Genomic DNA, 20,974 nt, shown 5'->3' with positions numbered 1-20,974 from the left:
TCGCGACCTGAGCCGAACCGTTCGGGGTTACTGGTTCCCGGTCTTCGGCTGCGCCGAAACCGGGACGACACTCTGCGGGCGAGGCGGGCGATGTGCTTTCCCCCGCCGACTTGCCAAAGATCGTCGCCCTCTTCAAAGCCGAACCGGGAGGCTGGCTCGACACCATGAGCTGATGACGTTCATGGCGGGAAAGGGGAAAGCCCTCAGGACGCCAGCAGTGCGTCCAGCAAGTCGGCGTAGATCGCCTCCACGCGGGTGGCGGCCTGCGCGCCCATGCGGTGGAAATAGGCAAGGCCGGGGGCGGCGTTGACCTCCAGCACGACCGGCGGTGCAGCGGGATCGACGAGCAGGTCGACGCCGGCAAAGCGCAGGCCGAGTGCGGCGGCGGCGCGGATCGCGGCGTCGGCCGCGGCGGGAGCGAGCGTGTCGGTGATGTCGCTGGCGCTGCCGCCGGTAGAGAGGTTCGCGTTGGCGAGCAGGGCGATTGTCGCGCCCCTTGCCGGCACGCTGTCCGGCGTGAAGCCCGAGGCGGCGAGCTCGCTGAGGATGCGGGGATCGTCGGCGGCGATGCGTGCGCCCTTGCCCTCGCTGGCGAACTCGGCAAGCCGGGCGGCGATCAGCGCGGAAAGCGGGCTGGCGCCGTCGCCGGTGACCGACAGCGGGCGGCGGGCGAAGGCGGCCTTGACCTGTCCGTCGAGCACGACGACGCGCAGGTCCTCGCCGCTCGCCGCCTGCTGCACCAGCACCCGGTCGTGCAGCGCCAGCAGCGTGTCGAGCGCAAGGTCGAGGGCGGCGGCATCGCCGACGCGGGTTACCCCGTCGCCTTCGGAGCCTTCGTTCGGCTTGGCGAAGAGGGGATAGCCGACCTCACGGGCGAACGCGTGGGCTGCGGCGCGGTCCGGCAGGCGGGCGGCAACGGACGGATTCTTGAGGGAGAGCTGGACGGTGCGGCGCGCCCCGTGCAGCAGCACGCCGCGGGGCGTCGCGAGCCCTGCACCCGCCAGGAAGCGGCCGGCATAGTCCTTGTCGCGGGCAAGCGCTGCCGCGCCCGCCCGGTTGATGTCGAAATGGGTACCCTTGAAGAAATGCCGCCGGCCGGTCGCATCGATCACCGCCCCGGCATAGCCGTAGAGCGGCTCGGTCTCGATGCGCGCGCCGCGCCGGGCGGCGAGCCGCTCGAGGATCTCGACGAAGACCGGCCGTCGTGCCGTCGCCTCGGCTGTGCTCACGCGGGATGCGCCTGAAGGAAGGGGCCAAGCGCCGGGCGTCAGTTGCCGCGGCGCTGCATCAGGTTGGCGTTGTAGTCGATGGTGAAGAGCTTCGGGTTGGTCGGCCCGTTCACCGCAGTGTTGTAGATCGCCACCGACGTGTCGTAGCCCTGCGCGTCCGTGACGGTCCACTGCTTCAGCTCGGTGGTCGAGGCGTCGAAGATCAGCGTCAGCTTGCCGGTGCCGAAGGTGGAATTGTCGGCAAGCACCACGGTGACGAGATCCGGCTCGACCGAGACGCTGGCGACTTCCGCATCCGCTTCCAGGTTGATCCGTTCCGCCAGCAGGAAGCGCAGCGGCGTCTCCTTCAGCGGCCAGATGTCCTGGGTGGCGAGCTTGCGGTCCTTGACCGAGACGGACTTGCCGTCGGCGACGATGTCCACCTTGGAGGGCGGGTTGTAGTAGAAGCGGATCTTGCCCGGGCGGGCGAGATAGAACTTGCCTTCCGCCCGCTCGCCATTGGGGCCGAACTGGATGAAGTCGCCATGCATGGTCTTCACCGAGTTGAAGTAGGAATTCACCTCGGCAAGCTTGGTCTTCTGTTCCGAGCTCAGTGCGGCGGCGCCGGCCGGCGCGAGGCCGGCAAGGCCGACCGCAGCAGCGGCAGCAAGGGCAAGCAGGGTGCGGCGGGCGATGCTGGTCATCGAAACGGCTCCGTCGGCTCGGTCTGGAAGGCGGCTCGCGGAAGCGCGCGCCGCCTGTCGTCCATTGTCAGAATTGCGCTATCAGGCAGCTGTGGCAAAGTTGCGACGGGCCACGGGCTGCGCTTCTCGCGCCGTCAATAGTCGTCTTCGACCCCGTTCTGCACCAGGATCTCGCGCTTGCCGGCATGGTTGGCGGCGCCCACCAGCCCCTCGCGCTCCATCCGCTCGATGATCGAGGCGGCCCGGTTGTAGCCGATCGACAGACGCCTCTGGATATAGGAGGTCGAGGCCTTCTTGTCGCGCAGCACCACGGCCACCGCCTTGTCGTAGAGGTCGTTGCCCTCGTCGTCGCCGCCGCCACCGCCGGCCAGCGCGTCATAGGGGCTGTCGCCGCCCTCGTCCTCCTCGGTCACCGCCTCGAGATATTGCGGCGTGCCCTGGCGCTTCAGGTGGCTGACGATGTCCTCCACCTCCTCGTCGGAGACGAAGGGACCGTGGACGCGCTGGATGCGGCCGCCGCCGGCCATGTAGAGCATGTCGCCCTGGCCGAGCAGCTGTTCCGCGCCCTGCTCGCCGAGAATGGTGCGGCTGTCGATCTTCGACGTCACCTGGAAGGAGATGCGGGTCGGGAAGTTGGCCTTGATCGTGCCGGTGATGACGTCCACCGACGGGCGCTGCGTCGCCATGATCAGATGGATGCCGGCGGCACGGGCCATCTGCGCCAGACGCTGGATCGCGCCCTCGATGTCCTTGCCGGCGACCATCATCAGGTCGGCCATCTCGTCGACGATGACGACGATGTAGGGCATCGTCTCCAGCGGCAGTTCCTCGTTCTCGAAGATCGGCTCGCCGGTGTTGCGGTCGAATCCGGTTTGCACCGTGCGGGTGAAGACCTCGCCCTTCTCCATCGCCTGGGCGACGCGGGTGTTGTAGCCGTCGATGTTGCGCACGCCCATCTTCGACATCTTCTTGTAGCGCTCTTCCATCTCGCGGACGGTCCACTTGAGCGCGACGACGGCCTTCTTCGGGTCGGTGACGACCGGCGTCAGGAGATGCGGGATGCCGTCGTAGATCGACAGTTCGAGCATCTTGGGATCGATCATGATCAGTTTGCACTGCTCCGGCTCCAGCCGGTAGAGCAGCGACAGGATCATGGTGTTGATGGCGACCGACTTGCCCGAGCCGGTGGTGCCGGCGACCAGCAGGTGCGGCATGCGGGCAAGGTCGGCGATCACCGGCTCGCCGCCGATGGTCTTGCCCAGCGTCAAGGCCAGCTTGGCCTTGGTCTTCTCGTAGTCGCTGGCGGCCAGCAGCTCGCGCAGGAACACCATCTCGCGGCGCTGGTTGGGCAGCTCGATGCCGATGGCGTTCTTGCCCGGGATCACCGCGACACGGGCAGAGATGGCGCTCATCGAGCGGGCGATGTCATCGGCCAGGCCGATGACGCGGCTCGACTTGATGCCGGGCGCCGGCTCCAGCTCATACAGGGTGACGACGGGGCCGGGACGGACCTCGATGATCTCGCCGCGCACGCCGAAATCCTCCAGCACGCCTTCCAGGATGCGGGCGTTCTGCTCCAGCGCGTCGGTGTTGACGGCCGTCTGCTTGCCGGCCGCCTTCGGCTCGGACAGGAGGTGCAGCGGCGGCAGCTCGTAGACGGACGGGTTGCGCAGGAACGAGGGCTGCGCCTCCTCGGTGGCGCGGCGGCCGGGCTTGGGCCGGCCGGCGGGCGGCACGACGCGGCTCGGGATCTGGGCGGCCGGGCCGCGGCTGACCGGGCCGGCGATGGCGCGCGGCAGCGGCGTCGACAGCTCGTCCAGCGGCCCGTCCTCGTCGAGATCCGGCAGGTCGTCGATGGTCGCGCCGGAGGCGTCCGCATAATCCTCGTCGGCGTCGTGGGCGTCCGGCGCGTAGTCCTCGCCATACTCGTCGGCAAAGGCGGGCTCGGCCGGCGCGGAGGTGTCGTAGAACGCGTCGAGGCCGTCGTCTTCCCTCGGCAGCAGCTTGCTGGCGAGGCGGCGGCGCAGCGCGGAGAAGCCGCCGCGGCGGCCGACCGGATCCTCGTCCTCGTCTTGCGCCGGGCCTTGCGCGCGGGCGCCGCGCTCCTCGTCCCACTCCTCGCCGTCCTCGTCGATGAAGGCATCGTCATACGGGTCGGAGGCGCGGCGCGGGGCGGTGCGGCGGCCGAGCAGGCGGCGGGCATTGGCGCGGGCGAGCAGACCCCAATGGGTGACGGCCCCCCTCAGCGCGCCGAAGCGGCTCTCGCCGGCATCCTCGTCTTCCTCGTCCTCGTCGAAGTCCGGCACCGCGCCGACGGAGCGGGCGTGGTGCGAGGGCTCGGGCAGCGGAGCCAGCACCGGCTCCGGCTCGCGGCCGAGCCAGCCGGCAGCGCGCAGCATGCAGATCGCGGCCGGAACGCCGAGGCCGAGCGTGCCGACGATCATTGCCATGCCGTCGGTGAGCTCACTGGTCAGCAGGGCCGGAAGGCGGTGGACGAAATCGCCGAGGAAGCCGCCGAGACCGGTCGGCAGCGGCCAGCCGGACGGCACGGGAAGGGCCGCGAGCGCGCCGGCGGCGAGCAGGGTGCCGAGGCCCCAGAAGACGATACGGCGGGTGGCGATGCGGGTGGCGCGGGCCGCGACCAGCCGCCAGCCCCACAGGACCACGGGGATGAGGAACACGGCCGAGGCGAGGCCGATGGCCTGCATGAACATGTCGGCGATGATGGCGCCGGGCTGGCCGAGCGCGTTGCGCACCGGTGCCGAGGTGGCATGGCTGAGGCTCGGGTCGCCCGTCGACCAGGTGGCCAGCGCTGCGGCGAGCGCCGCGCACAGGGCGATCAGCGACAGCCCGGCCGCGCCGATGACGTTGCGCTTGAGGAAGCGCTTGAACGGTGCCTCGGTATCCTCGAGGCCGAGCGCGGCGGCCCGGCCGCTTCTCACGGGAGTGGCGCGACGCATCCTCTAGTCTCCCAATGTCGCGACCACGCGGGACAGCGCCCGTCCGATGGTCGTCTCGTCGTCGACGAGGGCGATGCGGATATAGTCCGCGCCCGGATTGCCGCAGGCCCCGTCCATCGCCAGATAGGCGCCCGGCAGCACCTTGACGCCGGCCTCGGCCCACAGCCGCCTGGTGACCTCGATGCCGCCACCCCAGCGGGCGACGTCGAGCCACAGGAAGAAACCGGCCTGCGGCACGACCTGGCCGAACAGCGGCGCCAGCAGGCTCTGCGCCACGTCGTATTTCGCGTTGTAGAGCCGGCGGTTCTCGGCGACATGCGCCTCGTCGGCAAAGGCGGCGGCAGCAACCGCCTGCAGCGGCATGGAGACCTGCGGCGCGGCAAGGCCGCGGAAGCGCGCCCAGGCTTCCAGGAAGTCCGGATCGCCGGCGGCAAGGCCGACGCGCAGGCCTGCGAGGTTCGAGCGCTTCGACAGCGAGTTGATGCTGACGACATTGGCAAAGCCCTCGCCCATGGCATGGGCGGCCTCAAGAACACCGGCGGGCGGTGCGTCGCGGTAGATCTCCGAGTAGCACTCGTCGGCGACCACCAGGAAGCGGTGGCGGCGGGCCAGCGCGATCACCCGTTGCCAGGTGGCGAGGTCCGCTGCAACGCCCTGCGGATTGGCCGGCGAGGCGTAGTAGAAGGCCACCGTGCGGTCGAGCAGCTCGGGCGACAGCGCATCGAGATCGGGCAGGAAGCCGGTCTCGGCGCGCGCATCGAGCGCGACCAGCTCGGCGCCGGCGACATGGGCCGCGGCGGCATAGGTCTGGTAGAACGGATTGGGCATCAGGACCGCCGGCCGGGCGCCCGTCTTGGCGAGAGTGTCCTTCGCGAGATAATCGCGGGCGCCGAGGGCGGCGAAGGTCAGGCCCTCGCGCGAGCCGTTCAGCGGCAGGATGCCGCGGGCAATGTCCAGCGTGCCGCCGAGGCCGTAGCGGGTGTCGAGCCAGCGCCCGACCGATTCGCGGAAGGCATCGGTGCCGCGAATGTTGGGGTAGCGGCTGAAGTCGCCGATGGATCCGGCCAGGACATCTGCGACGAAGCCGGGCACGGCATGGCGCGGCTCGCCGATGGTCATCACGACCGGGTCCATGCCCGGTGCGAGATCGGCAATCAGCGCGGCCAGCCGCTCGAACGGGTTCGAGGAGGGCAGGGAAGCGGACCTTGCGGCCTTGGGGGCGGCGTCAGAAGACATTCGGCTCGAACCATTCACCGGGATCCCGCCAGCCCTGCGGCGGCCCTCCCGGCCCGTTGACGTCAGGTCGACCGTGCCGCCGCCCCGTGGGGCACGGCGGACGGAGGACCGGCTGTGGCGCCAAGCCTATTCGCCGATGGTAAATCCCTCATTAACCAAGCCGCGATCATGCGCGAGACCGGCAGGCGGCGCGGGCCCGGGCGCCGGCACTGGTCAGAAGTCGCAGGCTATCCCCTTGATTTCCCAGTCCTCGTAGCGGGTCGGCTCCAGTCCGCCGCGCCCATCGATCTCGCGCGGCAGGGCATCGACCTTGGCGTCGATCTCGCGGCGGCGCGCCTCGGCTTCCTGAAGCGCCCGCTGGGCGGCCGGCGGCAGGTCCTCGAAACGGCGCTGCGGGGCCGTATCGTCGTTTGCGGCGACCGCGTGCGGGGTCATGGCGGTGTCTTCGGTCTCGGTCATTGTCGTCGTGCTCCGGTCCGGGCCGGCCGTTTCGGCCGTCTTCCTGCGGTGGGCTCGCGTTGCTCTCTTGCAGAAAATCGCGCTGCCGCCAACATATAGGGTCAAAGATGCAGCTGTCGCCATACTGGCCCCACGACACAGGCAGGTGAGATGAACTACTTCCGCACGGCACTTCTCCTCGCCGCGATGACGGCGCTGTTCATGGGCGTCGGCTTCCTGATCGGCGGCGAGGGGGGCATGATGATCGCGCTCCTCATCGCCGCGGCGATGAACCTGTTCAGCTACTGGAACTCCGACAAGATGGTGCTGCGCATGCACCATGCGGTGGAGGCCAACGAGAGCCAGGCGCCGGAGCTGTTCCACATGGTGCGGCAGCTGGCCGAGCGGGCCGACCTGCCGATGCCGAAGGTCTATCTCATCAACAATCCGCAGCCGAACGCCTTCGCCACGGGCCGCAATCCGCAGAATGCGGCGGTTGCCGCGACCACCGGCCTGCTGGAAAGTCTGACCCGGGAAGAGGTCGCCGGCGTGATGGCGCACGAGCTCGCCCATGTGAAGAACCGCGACACGCTGATCATGACCATGACGGCGACGATCGCCGGTGCGATCTCGATGCTGGCCAATTTCGCCTTCTTCTTCGGCGGCAACCGGGAGAACAACAATCCGCTCGGCTTCATCGGCGTGCTGATCGCGATGATCGTCGCCCCGCTTGCGGCGATGCTGGTGCAGATGGCGATCAGCCGCACGCGCGAATACGCGGCCGACCGCATGGGCGCGGAAATCTGCGGCAACCCGATCTGGCTCGCCTCGGCGCTGGGCAAGATCGCCGGGGGCGCGGCGCGCGTCCACAATCCGGATGCGGAGCGCAACCCGGCGACCGCGCACATGTTCATCATCAACCCGCTGTCGGGCGAGCGGATGGACAATCTGTTCTCCACCCACCCCAACACCGAGAACCGCATCCGCGCGCTGCAGGAGATGGCGGGCTCTATGGGCGGCGGGGGCGGCGGCTATTCCCGCAGCAGCGGGGCCGACTACGCATCCAGCGCCTCGCAGGCTCGCGGCCCGGTCGGCCAGGGGACCTCGCGCAGCGATCCTCCTGGCCCGTGGGGACGCTCGCGCCGCCGCGACGACGGCAGCACGGGCGGAAGCCCGGATGGAGGTTCGGGCCGGAACGGTCCCTGGGGCTGATGCCGGCTGCGGCCGCGCCTTCGAGCGTCGGCCACTCTGCTTTAGAGCCATTCTGCTTTAGGGGTTGTGGTCGCCTGCCGTTTGCGGGCATACCGCCTTTCCTTTCTTTGATGCGGCGGTGCCGTGCGCTTCGCGCGCGGCCCGCCCCGTGAGGCGACCCGAGCCGGTGAGCGACAAGACCGACAAGCGCGAGCGCAATTCCCGTCCCCGCAAGGGGCAGGGGGGCAGCCCCGTGCGCACCCGCTACCAGCCGGACCACTCGACGGTGGGCCTGGCGGCGCGCCGTGTTGCGGTGGAAATCCTCGGCCGCGTCGTGACCGGCCGCCGGCCGCTCGACGACGAGTTGAAGGAGACCGGCGGTCACTCCGGCTTTGCCGCGCTGATCGCCCGCGACCGGGGCCTGGTGCGGGCGATGCTGGGCACGGCGCTGCGCCGGCGCGGACAGATCTCCGCGATCATCGACCGGCTGCTTGAGCGTCCGGTGCCGGAAAAGACTGGCTTCGTCCTCGACATCCTGCATGTCGCGGCCGCGCAGGTGCTGTTCATGGAAGTGCCGGACCGGGCAGCGGTCGCCATCGCCGTGGCGCTGGCCGATGCCGACAACCGCTCGCGGCGCTACAAGGGGCTGGTCAACGCGGTGCTGCGGCGGATGGTGGCCGAGCGCGAGGACCTGCTCGCCGCCACCGCGCAGCCCTGGCGCAACACGCCGGTCTGGCTTTTCGCCGGCTGGCAGAAGGCCTATGGCGAGGAGACGGCGCTCGCCCTTGCCGGCATGCACCTGCTGGAGCCCAATCTCGATCTCACCGTCAAGGATGACCCGCAAGGCTGGGCCGAACGGCTCGGCGGGACGGCCATCGGCGGCAATACGGTGCGGCTCGCCCGTCCGGGCGGGCGCATCGAGGCGCTGGAGGGATATGACGCCGGCGCCTGGTGGGTCCAGGACGCGGCCGCCGCGATCCCGGCGCGGCTGCTCGGCGATGTCGCGGGCATGCAGGTTGCGGACCTGTGCGCGGCGCCCGGCGGCAAGACCGCGCAGCTGGCCGCGGCCGGCGGCCGCGTCACCGCCATCGACATTTCCGCCCGCCGCCTGGAGCGGCTCTCGCAGAACCTTGCAAGGCTGAGCCTCGCCGCCGAGGTGGTGGCCGCCGATCTTGCCGACTACGAGCCCGCCGCGCCGTTCGACGCCATCCTGCTGGATGCGCCGTGTTCGGCGACCGGCACGATCCGCCGCCATCCGGAGGTCGCCTGGAACCGGCGGGCCGAGGACGTGGCGAGCCTTGCCGCCACGCAGGCGCTCCTGTTGGAGCGGGTGAGCGGATGGCTGAAGCCGGGCGGGCGCCTCGTTTACTGCACCTGCTCGCTGGAGCCGGCGGAGGGAGAGCTCGTCGTCGCGCGCTTCCTCGCCGCCAATCCAGATTTCGCGCGCCTGCCGATCACCGATGGGGAGACCGGCTTTGCGGGTCTCGTCACGGCCGAGGGCGACTTGCGGACCCTGCCGGTGTCGCTGCCGCACGAGCCGCGCCAGGACGGCGGCATGGACGGCTTCTTCGCCGCCCGCCTCGTCCGTCGCTGATCCTTCCTCAAGACGTCTTGCATTCGCTGTGAATCCCTCGAATCGTGCTGAAATCGGTAACGGATCGCTAACCCTGTTGCCGGAAACTGAAATGTGCAGGCGAAGCGGATTCGCGAAAGGGCTCGGCACGACGGCAGCGCGGCTGGAGGGAAGGTGGCACAGGTGACGCTAATGTCGGTGACCGAACGGGCACGGGTGTGGCGTCTCCTCGCGCAGGCCGCCTGGCAGTCCCTGCTCAGATGGATGCATGGCGGCCCGCTGTTCCGCTGGCGGCTGTTTTCCAGCACGCCCGCCCGCCTGATCATCGCCCCGCAGGATCTGCGCACCGCCGACGGCACCAATGCGGCCGACATCTATGCCGGGCGCTTCCTGTTCGCCGGCCAGCTGGTCGAGACTTCCGGCCAATCCCCCTTCGAGGTGCCTGCACCGTCCGCCGACTGGGCCCGCGCGCTGCACGGCTTCGGCTGGTTGCGCCATCTCAAGGCGGCGGAAACCGTGGTGGCGCGCCAGAACGCGCGGGCGCTGGTCGACGACTGGATAAGGAGCTGCGGCTACTGGCAGGACACAGCCTGGGAGCAGCAGGTGGTGGCGCGCCGGGTGCTGGCCTGGCTGTCGCAGTCGCCGCTGATCCTGGAGGGCTGCGACCGCGAATTCTATCGCCGCTTCCTGCGCTCGCTCGCCCGCCAGGTCCGCTACCTGCGCCGCACCATGAACGAGACGCCGGACGGGGTGCCGCGCCTGCAGGCAGCCATCGCCGTTGCCGCGGCCATCGTCTCCATGTCGGGGCAGGGGCGCTTCGTGCGCCAGAGCCTGCGCCGGCTGGACCAGGAGCTCGCCCGCCAGATCCTCGCCGATGGCGGTCACATCTCGCGCAACCCGGCCGCCCTGCTGGATATCCTCGTCGACCTGCTGCCGGTGCGCCAGGCGCTGACCGTGCAGGGCATGCCGGCCTCGGCGACCGTGATGCAGGCGATCGACCGGATGATGCCGATGATCCGCTTCTTCCGGCACGGCGACGGCACCTTCGCGCATTTCAACGGCATGGGGGCGACTCCGGTCGACCTCGTCGCGACAATCCTTGCCTATGACGATGCGCGCGGCGGCCCGCCGGGCAATGCGCCGCATTCGGGCTATCAGCGGGTCACCTGCGGCGACACCCTGATGCTGATGGATACGGGCGTGCCGCCGGAGCCGGCGCTCAGCCTGACCGCCCATGCCGGCTGCCTGTCCTTCGAGATGTCGTCGCGGCGCAACCGCATCGTCGTCAATTGCGGCGTCTCCAACAGCGAGCGCGGCGCCTGGCGCTCGGTCTCGCGGGCAACGGCGGCCCATTCCACCGCGACGATCGACGACACGTCCTCTGCCCGCTTCCTGCCGGAAAACCGTTTCGGCGGCTGGCTCGGCGCGCCGATCCTCACCGGCCCGACCAGCGTGCCGGTGGAGCGGGAGGAGGGGCCGTCCGGCGTGCGCATCGTCGCCAGCCACAACGGCTACCAGGACAATCTGCGCCTGATCCACGAGCGCGACATCACGCTGTCGCAGGACGGCAGCGTCCTCGACGGCATCGACCGGTTCCGCCCGACCGCGCGCACCGGCCGCGACCACGAATTCGCCATCCGCTTCCATCTGCATCCTGCGATCAAGGCGAGCTCGATCCGCTCGGGCACCGGTATCCTGCTGGTGGCGCCGGACGGCGAGGCGTGGGAGTTCACGGCGCCGGGCTGCGAGATGGGCATCGAGGAATCCATCTATCTTTCCGACAGTTCGGGGCACCGGCGCTGCGAGCAGATCGTGCTCTACGGCCGGCTGACCCATCGCCGCGAGGCGGCCTGGCAGTTCTGCCGCACCGCGGCGGGGCGGGCGACACGCCGCCGCGTCAGCGACACGGCCAGCAGCGAGCTCGACCTTTAAGGGCGTCCTGCTGCGGTGCGCAGCCTGTGCGCCTTGCGCATTTTTTACCCAATCCCCCTTCCTCGACTTCCGGTTTTCCGCGCTTCGTGCTAGGCGCACGCACATCATTGTCCCGCCGAAAACCCGAAGGACCCTCCGCAATGGCCGTGGTGTCGAAACGCATTCCCGTTCCCGATCTCGTTCCCGTCAGGCGTGCCCTGCTCTCCGTCTCGGACAAGACAGGCCTCATCGAGTTCGCGACCGCGCTTGCAGGGCTCGGTGTCGAGCTGGTTTCGACCGGCGGCACGCGCAAGACGCTGGCCGACGCCGGGCTGAAGGTGCTCGACATTTCGGAAGTCACCGGCTTTCCCGAGGTCATGGACGGGCGCGTCAAGACGCTGCATCCGGCCGTGCATGGCGGGTTGCTCGCCATCCGCGACGACGCCGAGCACGCTTCGGCGATGAAGGAGCACGGCATCACCGGCATCGACCTCGTCTGCGTCAATCTCTACCCGTTCGAGGAGACGGTCGCCTCCGGCGCCGACTTCGCGCTCGCCATCGAGAATATCGACATCGGCGGCCCGGCAATGACCCGCGCGGCGGCCAAGAACCACGCCTATGTGACGATGGTCAGCGATCCGGCCGATTATGCCGAGGTGATCGAGGCGCTCGGCGAGCACGAGGGGCAGGTGCCGCTGGCGCTGCGCAAGCGGCTGGCGCAGAAGGCCTTCGCCCGCACCGCGGCCTATGATGCGGCCGTGTCCAACTGGTTCGCCGCCGCCATCGGCGAGGATGCGCCGGCCCATGTCGCCTTCGGCGGACGTCTTGCCTCGGTCATGCGCTACGGCGAGAACCCCCATCAGAAGGCGGCGTTCTACCTGACGCCGGAGCGCCGCTTCGGCGTTGCCACCGCCCGCCAGGTGCAGGGCAAGGAGCTGTCCTACAACAACATCAACGACACCGATGCCGCGTTCGAGCTGGTCAGCGAGTTCGATCCGGGCGTGTCGCCGGCGGTCGCCATCATCAAGCACGCCAACCCCTGCGGCGTGGCGACGGGCGCGAGCCTCAAGGACGCCTATCTGAAGGCGCTGGCCTGCGATCCGGTCTCGGCCTTCGGCGGCATCGTCGCGCTCAACAGCAAGCTGGATGCGGCCGCAGCCGAGGAGATCGTCAAGATCTTCACCGAGGTGATCATTGCCCCGGATGCCAGCGACGAGGCGCTCGCCATCGTCGCGGCGAAGAAGAACCTGCGCCTCTTGATCACCGGCGGGCTCGCCGATCCGCGCGCCGGCGCGCGGATCGTCAAGTCGGTGGCCGGCGGCCTGCTGGTGCAGGACCGCGACACCGGTACGGTCGAGGATCTCGACCTCAAGGTGGTGACCAAGCGCGCCCCGACCGAGCAGGAGATGGCCGACCTCAAGTTCGCCTTCCGCGTCGCCAAGCACGTCAAGTCGAACGCCATCGTCTATGTGCGCGAGGGTGCGACCGCCGGTATCGGCGCGGGACAGATGAGCCGCATCGACAGCGCCCGCATCGCTGCGCGCAAGGCCGAGGACGCGGCGGAGGCGGCCGGTGCCGCCCGGCCGAACACCATCGGTTCGGTGGTGGCGTCCGATGCCTTCTTCCCCTTCGCAGACGGGCTTCTGGCGGCGGCCGCCGCCGGCGCCACGGCGGTGATCCAGCCGGGCGGCTCGATGCGCGATGCGGAAGTGATCGCGGCGGCCGACGAGGCCGGGCTCGCCATGGTCTTCACCGGCATGCGGCACTTCCGCCACTGACGGCTGTGATGGCGCCACGCACGGGCGCGTTCTGGCCGCATCTTTGAAAATACACCGCGCCCGCCCCACATTAGGGGCGGGCGCGGGCCGTTCAGGCCCGGACATGGGGTGAAGCGGGCCTTTCCGGCCCGTTACGGGGGCTGTCCGCAGGACCTTTGCAAGGTCCGGCAAGGAGACGGCAGGCATGACGGCACGTTACGACGATCTCGGCATCGATCCGGAAATCCTCGGCCCCGAGAAGGGCCGCGAGGAGCGGGTCGGGGCGCGCCTCTTCAAGGTGGCGCGCAAGGCAGCGCGGCAGATCCCCTTCATGGAGGACGTGGTCGCCGCCTACTACTGTGCCGTCGATCCGGCAACGCCCGTGCGCGTGCGCGGCACGATCTTCGCCGGCCTTGCCTATTTCGTCATGCCCTTCGACATCATCCCCGACGCCATCATCGGCATCGGCTTCACGGACGATGCCAGCATCCTGCTCGGTGTGCTGGCGCTGATCGGCCGATACATGCGCGAGGAACACCGCGAGGCGGCGCGTGCCGCGCTCGGCAAGACCGACGCCGAGGACGGAAAGACGGGCAAGGCCGGCGCGGCCTGATCAGACCGGCAGGCCGGTGCCGCGCCCGGTGAGGCGGCGGTAATGCGCCCACAGAAGCCGCGCCGCGACGCCGCGCCAGGGCGACCAGCGCAGGGCCAGCCGTTCCGCCTCGCGCGGGTTCGGCCGAACATCCAGCGAAAGGGCATCGCGCAGCGCTTCCTGCAGGGCGACATCGCCGGCGGGGAAGACATCCGGGTGCCCGGCGCAGAACAGCAGAAACACATCCGCCGTCCATGGCCCGATGCCGCGCAAGGAGACGAGGCGGGCGCGGGCGTCCTCCGCCGGCAGGCGCGTCAGGTCCGCAAGGTCGAGGCCATCGGCGACGGCTTCCGCCACTGCCCGAAAGGCGGCGATCTTGGCGCGCGACAGGCCTGCCTGGCCGAGCTGGTCATCGCTCAGGCTGAGGACGGTCTTGGCTTTGAACGGGGAAATCAGCGCTTCAAGCCGGCCGTAGATCGCGGCGGCGCTGGCCAGCGACACCTGCTGTGCGGTGACGATGCGGGCAAGCTCAGCGAAGGTCGCGGGATGGCGGCGTAGCGGCAGGGGATCGCCGGCCGCGGCAAGGCGGCCGAGATCAGGCGCAATGGCCAGAAGTTGGCCGAGACCGGCGGCGAGGTCGTGCTCGTCGTCGATCCGCGCAGGAATGCGTTGTTCGCCTGTCATGCGGAAGCCGCCGGCCTGTTCGTGCGACGGCGACTGCGATCAGAACAGGTCGAAGGAAAAGCGGTAGGTGATGCCGGTTCCGATGGTGAACTGGTTCTCGTTGCCGCGGCGGACGATCGGGCTGTTGCGGGCATCGCCGACATAGTGGTCCCAGCCGGCCTGCAGGTGCAGCGCGGTCTGGTCCGTCACTGCGTAGCTGGCGCGTGCCGCAAGGCCGACCGACTTGAAGCCGCCGCTGGCCTTGTAGGCGGTCAGGTTGCCCAGCGAGGCGGCCGCCTCGGCGGCGGTGACGCCGAAATACGTGCCCATGTAGTCGCCGCTGGCGAAGTCGGCACGCGGGCCGAAGGCGATCTCGAGCCGCTCCATCGGGTTCAGGATGACATCCGCGCCGACCTGACCGACCTGGCCGGAGTGACCGTTGATGCCCTGGCGCAGTTCGACGAAGGCGCTGAACCAGTCGTAACGGAAGCCGGCGCCGAGGCCGAGTTCCAGTGCCCAGTCGACCTTGTTGGTGCCGGTCAGCTTGACGCTGTCGGAGGCCTTGCGCTCGCCCACGAAGTTGAACGAGGGGAAGAAGAACACGCCGCGAGTGGTCTTCTCGCCGTCGCTGACCTGGCCGAAGCCCGGCACATAGAACCGGCCGACCGAGATGATCGGCAGCGGCGAGACCATCATCTTGTCCGCGCCTTCGTATTTCGGCGAGACCAGCGCGCCGACGCCGAGGTCGATGACGTACTGCCGGGACGGCAGCGGCATGTCCTGCGGGGCTGCCATGCCGTCCTGGGCGAGGGCTGCCGGGGCAGCGAAGCTCGCGCCGGCCACGAGGGCGGCGGCAGTGAGGGCGGAAACGAAGGTGTTCTTGCGCATGGCGGTCCAGCCGGCTCCGGAAATCGGTCTGTGTCTGGTCTTGTATAGTCCGGTTTAGCTGACGGATCCCTTACCGCGAAGCGATTTCGCAGCAATGTGACCGGCTTGCGCCACCCTGTTGCAGGCTTGCATCGCCTGCAGGGTGACGCAGAGCCCAGGATCAGGGTCGGAGGCCGAGCGCCAGCTTGGTCATGCCGGGGATGAGCGGCTCGACCGAGACATCCTCGAAACCGGCAGCCGTGAGACGTTTCGCCAGCCAGTCGTCGGCGATCGAGCGGGCCTCGGGCGTGAAGGCCGTGTGCTGCAACTGCCATAGGGCGGTGTTGCGCGGGCCCTTGCGGTCCGCATCGACGACGAAGTCGTGGATCATCAGCTGGCCGCCGGGCGCCAGATGCGCGAAGGCGCGGGCGAAGAGATCGTCATGTGCATGGTCCGGCACGCCGGACAGGAGATAGGACATCAGCACCGCGTCCTGGCCGGTCGGCCAGTCGGCCTCCAGCGCGTTGCCGCGCCGGTAGCTGATGCGCTCCGAAAGGCCGGCGCGGGCGACGAAGCCTTCGCCGATATCCGCCACATTGGGAAACTCGACCAGCGTTGCCGAGAGCTGCGGGAAGGCCTTGCACAGGGTGATGGCGAAGGCGCCGGTGCCGCCGCCGACATCGAGCAGGCTGCGCGCCGCCGACAAGTCGACCCTTTTGGCAAGGCCGCGCGCCGGGCCGAGCGAACCTGCGTGCTGGCTCTCGGAATACAGCCTTGCCTCGTCCGGATCGGAGAACCAGTCGTCATAGGAGGCGGTCGCCTCCTTCGGCAGCTCGCCGGCCAGCGCCGGTTCGATCTGGTCCATCAGCGGGTACATCTGCTGGCCGACCTGAAGGCGCAGATAGTCGCCGAAGTCGTAGCGGGCGCCCTTGACCAGGAACCGCTCGGCGGCGGGAGAATTGGCGTAGCGCCCGTCCCGGATCCCGGTCAGTCCGAGCGAGGTGAGAGCGGTCATCAGGGTGCGGCAGCGTTCGCGCGGCAGGCCGATCCTGAAGGCGAGATCGTCGGCGGAGGCCGGGCCTTCGTCCAGCTCGGTGAAGACCCCGAAGTGGAGCGCGGCGAACAGCGCCTTCGATCCCATGTAGCCGAAGGCGATATCCGAGATTTCCTCGGCCTCTGTCAGAACCGTCATCGTGCTGTCGTCCCTCCCGTCAGGTTCGGGACCCGCGCATCGCGATATTCCGTATGAAAAATACGTCGGCGCGCCGAAGAACGTCGATGACGTTTCGGCCAGAGCGGATCCCTGTTGATGATGGGATCTTCTTAATACGAAACGGGCCGGCAATCCACCGGGCGGGGACAGATTGCTCGTCTTTCGGGCAAGTGCACAGCCGGCAGGCGGCCGGTCAGCGGGTGGCGCTGCGATACCAGGCAGCAAGAACGGCGCGTTCGTCCGGCTCGATATAGGTCACGTTGGCCGGCGGCATGGCGTGGGTGATGCCGGCCTGCAGGTAGATCTCGCGGGCATGCTCGGCGATCTCCGCGTCGCTTTCCAGCCGCACGCCCTTGGGCGCCGCCGCCATTCCCTCCCACAGCGGCTCCGCCGCATGACACATGGAGCAGCGCGTCAGCACCGTGTCGCGGGCCGCCTCGAAATGCTCGTCGTTGACGAAGCGGGCGATCTGCGGCGGCAGCCGGCGATAGCTTTGCGCGGTTTCGCTGGCTTCGTCGCCGGGACGCAGGGTCGACAGCCAGACGACGGCGAGGAAGAGAGCGGCGGTGACGAACCAGGTCCACCACGGCGCATCCTTGCGGGCGTGGGTGCTGTTGAAGAAGTGCCGGATCGTGACGCCCATCAGGAAAACCAGCGAGGCGATCGCCCAATTGTACTGCGTCGCGAAGGCCAGGGGATAATGATTGGACAGCATCAAAAAGACGACGGGGAGAGTGAGGTAGTTGTTGTGCAGCGAGCGCTGCTTGGCCTGGGCCCCGAGCGCCGGGTCCGGCGTCTGACCGGCCAGAAGCGCGGCGACCACCTTCTTCTGGTTGGGGATGATGATCATGAAGACGTTGGCCGACATGATGGTCGCGGTGAAGGCGCCCAGGTGCAGGAAGGCGGCGCGGCCCGTGAAGACCTGGGTGTAGCCCCAGGCCATGGCGACCAGCACGACGTAGAGCAAGAGCATCAGCCCGGTGGTGCTGCGCCCCAGCGGCGAGCGGCAGAGCAGATCGTAGACGATCCAGCCGAAGGCGATGGAGGCGATGGAGAGCGCAATGGCGCCGAGCCGCGACAGCTCCATGACGGACGGGTCGATCATATAGAGATCGGCGCCGGCATAGTAGACGACGCACATCAGCGCGAAGCCCGAAAGCCAGGTGGCGTAGCTCTCCCACTTGAACCAGGTCAGGTGCTCGGGAAGGGTGGCCGGCGCCACCAGATACTTGCGGATGTGGTAGAAGCCGCCGCCATGGACCTGCCATTCCTCGCCATGGGCGCCGGCGGGCAGGTCGGGCGCCTTGCGCAAGCCCAGATCGAGGGCGATGAAGTAGAAGGACGAGCCGATCCAGGCGATGGCCGTCACCACATGCAGCCAGCGCAAGGCGAAGGCCAGCCAGTCCCAGGCGATAGCCACTTCCATCACTCTCTCCCTCCTTGGGGCACTCACGGTGCGGCGGACGCCCGACGGGTTCGCGCCCGCCGGCTCCGCGTCAATGCCAATCACGAAACGTGCCAGTCGTCGGCCAGCCGTCCGCCGGTCGTTCTGGGCCGCGCTGCCGGATTTCGCGCGAGATTGGCAGATCCGCGATTTGCAAAAAAGTCGCGATATGCTTCGATCACTATCAAGAATTTCTTGAAAGCGATAAGGGCATCCCATGTCCTATGTGAACAATCTCCGGGTTTTCGTGCGGGCTGTCGACCTCGGTTCGATGTCGGCGGCGGCACGCGACCAGCGGGTCTCGCCGGCGGTGGTGTCCAGCCGCATCGGCGAGCTGGAAAAACACCTGGGCGTGCGCCTGTTCAACCGCACGACGCGCAAGCTGACGCCGACCGAGCACGGGTCGATCTTCTACAAGGGCGCGGTGAAGATCCTCGACGCCATCGAGGAGGCAGAGGCGGCGGTGGCCGATGTCGCCCGCCATCCGCGTGGCTCGATCTTCGTGGCCGCGCCGCTCGGCCTCGGCCGGCGGCTGGTGGCGCCGCTGATCCCGGCGTTCAAGGCGGAATATCCCGATATCGACGTGCGGCTGCGGCTGTCCGACCGCAAGGTCGACGTGCTGGGCGAGGGGCTGGATATCGCCTTCGTGCTGGGCCAGCCGGCCGATTCGGCCCTGAAGATGCGCCCCGTCGTCGACTGCGCGCGGGTGCTGTGCGCGGCGCCCGACTATCTGGCCGCCCACGGCACGCCGGAGAGCGGCGAGGACCTGGTGCGCGGCCGCCATCACTGCCTGCTGCTGCGCTTTCCCGGCACCAGCGAGTTCAACTGGACGCTTAAGGGTCCGGACGGGCCGGTGCGCCATGAGGTGTCGGGGCCGTTCGAATCGGACGACGGCGACGTGCTGACCGACTGGGCGCTTGCCGGCTGCGGCATCGTCAACAAGCCGCTGTTCGAGGTGGCGCATCACCTGCGCGCCGGGCGGCTGGTCGAGGTCTGCCGGGCGACGCCGCCGCTGCCGGTGCAGCTCGCCTGCCTTTACCCGCACAAGCGCTACCAGGACCCGAAGATCCGCCTGTTCATCGACTTCGTGACCTCCCGCTGCAAGGCGGCGGTCGATGCCGCCCTTGCCGGAAACTGAGGAGGGGACTGAGAGGGGATTGGCTGCATGCCGGACCGGTGAGGGCGCGGGCACAAATTCGCTGCGCGGACGGCTTTCCTGCCGGAAAGGGGGCAAATCGGGGTCTAAACTATCCCCGCTCGTCCCGAAAAGAACCGGAATCCGGTTGAAAATCGTGCGGAGATCGGCGGAATTTGCGCGAGTTTGCGACGGATTTTGCGAGATTTCGAGAATGCTGCGCAAAATCCGTCGCAAACCCTGATCAATTTCGCGCAAACGGGGACAAATGCGAGGGCGCCCTGCGTAGGCCTGCAAGCCGGTACGGAGCGGACATCTCTTTCAAGAAAAATTTGAAAGAGATGGTCATTGTTTTGGATTACCAATAGACGAACCCATCCGGAGATCCATCCGTGACCGCACGCGAGCATTCCGATCCGTCTTCCGCGACGCGTCCCTCAGTGATGGACCGCGCTGCCTTTCTCGCCCGGTTCGGCGGGGTCTTCGAACATTCGCCGTGGATCGCCGAGCGGGCGCTTGCGAAAGGGCTCGGACCCGACGCCGACACGGCGGAGGGGCTGCATGCACGGCTGGTTGCGGAGTTCCGCGCGGCGAGCGAGGACGAGCGGCTCGGCGTGTTGCGGGCGCATCCCGATCTTGCCGGCAAGCTGGCGGCGGCGAAGCGCCTGACGGCGGAGTCCGCCGGAGAGCAGGCCTCCGCCGGGCTCGACGCGCTGACCGATGAGGAGCGTGCCCGCTTCACCGCCCTCAACGAGGCTTACACATCCCGCTTCGGCTTTCCCTTCATCCTGGCGGTGAAGGGCCGCAGCAAGGCGGAAATCCTGGAGACTTTCGAGGCGCGCGTCGGCAACGACCGGGCTGCCGAGTTTTCGACCGCCTGCGCCCAGGTGGAGCGGATCGCGCTGCTGCGGCTGAAGGATCTCGTTCCCGGCTGAGCCCGGTTTCTGTCGCCCTTTTCGGCGCGCCGCCCGCGCGTCCGTGTCTCCCTTTCCGGCGCGCTGTTTGCGCGCCTTAGCCTGAAGGACCTTGTCATGACGTCTCATCAGCCGGACAGCCGTCCGGACTTCGCCCGCAAGGACATCAATCTCGCCTCCGCCGGCCTTGGGGCCGCGGCGGTGTCGGTCACCGACGACTTCTTCGCCGAGGTCTCGCGGATGCTCGCGGACGATGCGGCGGTGTTCTATCCCGACCGCTACGACGACAACGGCAAGTGGATGGACGGCTGGGAATCGCGCCGCCGCCGGGGGCCGGGCCACGACATCGCGGTGGTGCGCCTTGCCGTGCGCGGCCGCATCACCGGCTTCGACGTCGACACCTCGCATTTCACCGGCAATTACCCGCCGGCCTGCCGCATCGAGGCGGCCTCCTGCACCGGCGAGCCGGACGCTGCGACCCAGTGGACCGAGCTGCTGCCGATGTCGCCGCTGGGGCCGAGCGCCCATCACTATTTCACTTGTCTCGACGCCGGCGTGTGGACCCATGTGCGGCTGCACATCCATCCCGATGGCGGCGTTGCGCGCCTTCGCGTCTATGGCCGCCCGGAGCTCGACCGGCAGGCGGCGGGATCGGCGGAGCTGGACCTTGCCTCGGCGCTGAACGGCGCGCGGATCGTCGCCTTCTCGGATGCGCATTACGGCGCCTATCACCGCATGCTGGCGCCGGGACGCGGGCTCAACATGGGCGACGGGTGGGAGACCCGCCGGCGCCGCGAGCCGGGGCACGACTGGATCATCGTCGAGCTGGGAGCGCGCGGCATCATCGAGCGGGCCAGCGTCGACACGGCCTTCTACAAGGGCAATTTCCCGGAAAGCTGCTCGATGCAGGCGGCCGATCTTGCCGGCATGACCGGCGATCTCGACCGGGCCATCGTCACCTCCTCGATGTTCTGGGAGGAACTGGTCGGGCGCACGAAACTTTCCGCCGACGCGATCCACGACATCGGCAAGGAGGCGGTCAAGCCGCTCGGCCCGGTCACCCATGTCCGCCTCAACATCCATCCCGACGGCGGCGTCAGCCGGCTGCGGCTGTTCGGCCGCCTCGCCTGAGGGGGCGAGGACGGGTGAGAGGGGCGCGGGCTGACGC

Annotated in this window: 16 protein-coding genes and 1 pseudogene; 8 read left to right on the top strand and 9 right to left on the bottom strand. The window is 68.8% G+C overall.

The window, feature by feature from the left end:
• Positions 1 to 203: 203 nt before the first annotated feature.
• The 5 genes from BBX35_RS20500 to BBX35_RS20480 all read right to left on the bottom strand — a co-directional run bounded on the left by BBX35_RS20500 (position 204) and on the right by BBX35_RS20480 (position 6,567).
• Positions 204 to 1,229, bottom strand: coding sequence for a hypothetical protein (locus BBX35_RS20500; RefSeq protein ID WP_067224180.1), 1,026 nt, complete (start codon positions 1,227 to 1,229; stop codon positions 204 to 206).
• A 38-nt stretch (positions 1,230 to 1,267) separates the two neighbouring features.
• Positions 1,268 to 1,912 carry an outer-membrane lipoprotein carrier protein LolA gene (locus BBX35_RS20495; RefSeq protein WP_067224179.1) on the bottom strand — a complete coding sequence of 215 codons (645 nt, stop codon included), beginning with the start codon at positions 1,910 to 1,912 and terminating at the stop codon, positions 1,268 to 1,270.
• A 134-nt stretch (positions 1,913 to 2,046) separates the two neighbouring features.
• On the bottom strand, positions 2,047 to 4,872 hold the full coding sequence (locus tag BBX35_RS20490) for an FtsK/SpoIIIE family DNA translocase (protein WP_067224177.1): 2,826 nt from the start codon (positions 4,870 to 4,872) through the stop codon (positions 2,047 to 2,049).
• 3 nt (positions 4,873 to 4,875) lie between these two features.
• Positions 4,876 to 6,108 carry an aminotransferase class I/II-fold pyridoxal phosphate-dependent enzyme gene (locus BBX35_RS20485; protein WP_067224176.1) on the bottom strand — a complete coding sequence of 411 codons (1,233 nt, stop codon included), beginning with the start codon at positions 6,106 to 6,108 and terminating at the stop codon, positions 4,876 to 4,878.
• Between the two features lie 213 nt (positions 6,109 to 6,321).
• Positions 6,322 to 6,567 (bottom strand): DUF1674 domain-containing protein, encoded by a 246-nt coding sequence (locus BBX35_RS20480; protein WP_083206494.1) that lies wholly within the window; start codon positions 6,565 to 6,567, stop codon positions 6,322 to 6,324.
• Positions 6,568 to 6,717: 150 nt separating this feature from the next.
• Between BBX35_RS20480 and htpX the strand changes: the two genes are divergently transcribed.
• The 5 genes from htpX (at position 6,718) to BBX35_RS20455 (ending at position 13,591) form a co-directional block, all read left to right on the top strand.
• Positions 6,718 to 7,758 carry a zinc metalloprotease HtpX gene (gene htpX, locus BBX35_RS20475; RefSeq protein WP_067224174.1) on the top strand — a complete coding sequence of 347 codons (1,041 nt, stop codon included), beginning with the start codon at positions 6,718 to 6,720 and terminating at the stop codon, positions 7,756 to 7,758.
• A gap of 166 nt (positions 7,759 to 7,924) precedes the next feature.
• Entirely contained in the window at positions 7,925 to 9,331 is a 1,407-nt protein-coding gene (locus BBX35_RS20470; protein WP_083206493.1) for an RsmB/NOP family class I SAM-dependent RNA methyltransferase, read from the top strand.
• Between the two features lie 171 nt (positions 9,332 to 9,502).
• The gene (locus BBX35_RS20465; protein ID WP_208979896.1) at positions 9,503 to 11,242 is read left to right on the top strand and encodes a heparinase II/III family protein; all 1,740 of its coding nucleotides are present in this window, start codon (positions 9,503 to 9,505) and stop codon (positions 11,240 to 11,242) included.
• Between the two features lie 140 nt (positions 11,243 to 11,382).
• Complete coding sequence (gene purH, locus BBX35_RS20460) at positions 11,383 to 12,999, top strand: bifunctional phosphoribosylaminoimidazolecarboxamide formyltransferase/IMP cyclohydrolase (RefSeq protein WP_067224171.1); 1,617 nt, start codon at positions 11,383 to 11,385, stop codon at positions 12,997 to 12,999.
• A 184-nt stretch (positions 13,000 to 13,183) separates the two neighbouring features.
• Complete coding sequence (locus tag BBX35_RS20455) at positions 13,184 to 13,591, top strand: YkvA family protein (protein ID WP_067224169.1); 408 nt, start codon at positions 13,184 to 13,186, stop codon at positions 13,589 to 13,591.
• Here BBX35_RS20455 and BBX35_RS20450 read toward each other — a convergent pair whose 3' ends face one another.
• The 4 genes from BBX35_RS20450 to BBX35_RS20435 all read right to left on the bottom strand — a co-directional run bounded on the left by BBX35_RS20450 (position 13,592) and on the right by BBX35_RS20435 (position 17,742).
• Positions 13,592 to 14,254, bottom strand: coding sequence for a DNA-3-methyladenine glycosylase family protein (locus BBX35_RS20450; RefSeq protein ID WP_067224168.1), 663 nt, complete (start codon positions 14,252 to 14,254; stop codon positions 13,592 to 13,594).
• Positions 14,255 to 14,293: 39 nt separating this feature from the next.
• Positions 14,294 to 15,121 (bottom strand): MipA/OmpV family protein, encoded by an 828-nt coding sequence (locus BBX35_RS20445; protein ID WP_067224166.1) that lies wholly within the window; start codon positions 15,119 to 15,121, stop codon positions 14,294 to 14,296.
• Positions 15,122 to 15,281: 160 nt separating this feature from the next.
• Positions 15,282 to 16,292: a methyltransferase gene (locus BBX35_RS20440; RefSeq protein ID WP_067224165.1), complete on the bottom strand. Its 1,011-nt coding sequence runs from the start codon at positions 16,290 to 16,292 to the stop codon at positions 15,282 to 15,284.
• A 214-nt stretch (positions 16,293 to 16,506) separates the two neighbouring features.
• A complete protein-coding gene (locus BBX35_RS20435) occupies positions 16,507 to 17,742 on the bottom strand; it encodes a urate hydroxylase PuuD (protein ID WP_067224163.1) in 1,236 nt (411 codons plus the stop codon).
• Positions 17,743 to 17,974: 232 nt separating this feature from the next.
• Here BBX35_RS20435 and BBX35_RS20430 point away from each other — a divergent pair, with 232 nt between their 5' ends.
• From BBX35_RS20430 to alc, 3 genes and pseudogenes are all read left to right on the top strand, one after another.
• Positions 17,975 to 18,895, top strand: a complete 921-nt coding sequence (locus BBX35_RS20430) for a LysR family transcriptional regulator (protein WP_067224162.1) — start codon at positions 17,975 to 17,977, stop codon at positions 18,893 to 18,895.
• A 401-nt stretch (positions 18,896 to 19,296) separates the two neighbouring features.
• A pseudogene (gene uraD, locus BBX35_RS20425) lies at positions 19,297 to 19,827 on the top strand (2-oxo-4-hydroxy-4-carboxy-5-ureidoimidazoline decarboxylase); the annotation flags it as partial.
• A 96-nt stretch (positions 19,828 to 19,923) separates the two neighbouring features.
• Positions 19,924 to 20,937, top strand: a complete 1,014-nt coding sequence (gene alc / locus BBX35_RS20420) for an allantoicase (RefSeq protein ID WP_067224160.1) — start codon at positions 19,924 to 19,926, stop codon at positions 20,935 to 20,937.
• Positions 20,938 to 20,974 lie beyond the last annotated feature (37 nt).

It is taken from the genome of Stappia indica (assembly GCF_001696535.1).
Lineage (GTDB): Bacteria > Pseudomonadota > Alphaproteobacteria > Rhizobiales > Stappiaceae > Stappia > Stappia indica.
Note: the sequence above shows the minus strand (reverse complement) of the source record. Positions and strands in the feature narration are given on the sequence as shown.

Excerpts from the sequence above, each read along its gene's own strand:
- BBX35_RS20495 (WP_067224179.1), bottom strand. The coding sequence starts at position 1,912 with ATGACCAGCATCGCCCGCCGCACCCTGCTTGCCCTTGCTGCCGCTGCT.
- BBX35_RS20490 (WP_067224177.1), bottom strand. The coding sequence starts at position 4,872 with ATGCGTCGCGCCACTCCCGTGAGAAGCGGCCGGGCCGCCGCGCTCGGC.
- BBX35_RS20485 (WP_067224176.1), bottom strand. The coding sequence starts at position 6,108 with ATGTCTTCTGACGCCGCCCCCAAGGCCGCAAGGTCCGCTTCCCTGCCC.
- BBX35_RS20480 (WP_083206494.1), bottom strand. The coding sequence starts at position 6,567 with ATGACCGAGACCGAAGACACCGCCATGACCCCGCACGCGGTCGCCGCA.
- htpX (WP_067224174.1), top strand. The coding sequence starts at position 6,718 with ATGAACTACTTCCGCACGGCACTTCTCCTCGCCGCGATGACGGCGCTG.
- BBX35_RS20465 (WP_208979896.1), top strand. The coding sequence starts at position 9,503 with ATGTCGGTGACCGAACGGGCACGGGTGTGGCGTCTCCTCGCGCAGGCC.
- purH (WP_067224171.1), top strand. The coding sequence starts at position 11,383 with ATGGCCGTGGTGTCGAAACGCATTCCCGTTCCCGATCTCGTTCCCGTC.
- BBX35_RS20455 (WP_067224169.1), top strand. The coding sequence starts at position 13,184 with ATGACGGCACGTTACGACGATCTCGGCATCGATCCGGAAATCCTCGGC.
- BBX35_RS20450 (WP_067224168.1), bottom strand. The coding sequence starts at position 14,254 with ATGACAGGCGAACAACGCATTCCTGCGCGGATCGACGACGAGCACGAC.
- BBX35_RS20445 (WP_067224166.1), bottom strand. The coding sequence starts at position 15,121 with ATGCGCAAGAACACCTTCGTTTCCGCCCTCACTGCCGCCGCCCTCGTG.
- BBX35_RS20440 (WP_067224165.1), bottom strand. The coding sequence starts at position 16,292 with ATGACGGTTCTGACAGAGGCCGAGGAAATCTCGGATATCGCCTTCGGC.
- BBX35_RS20430 (WP_067224162.1), top strand. The coding sequence starts at position 17,975 with ATGTCCTATGTGAACAATCTCCGGGTTTTCGTGCGGGCTGTCGACCTC.
- alc (WP_067224160.1), top strand. The coding sequence starts at position 19,924 with ATGACGTCTCATCAGCCGGACAGCCGTCCGGACTTCGCCCGCAAGGAC.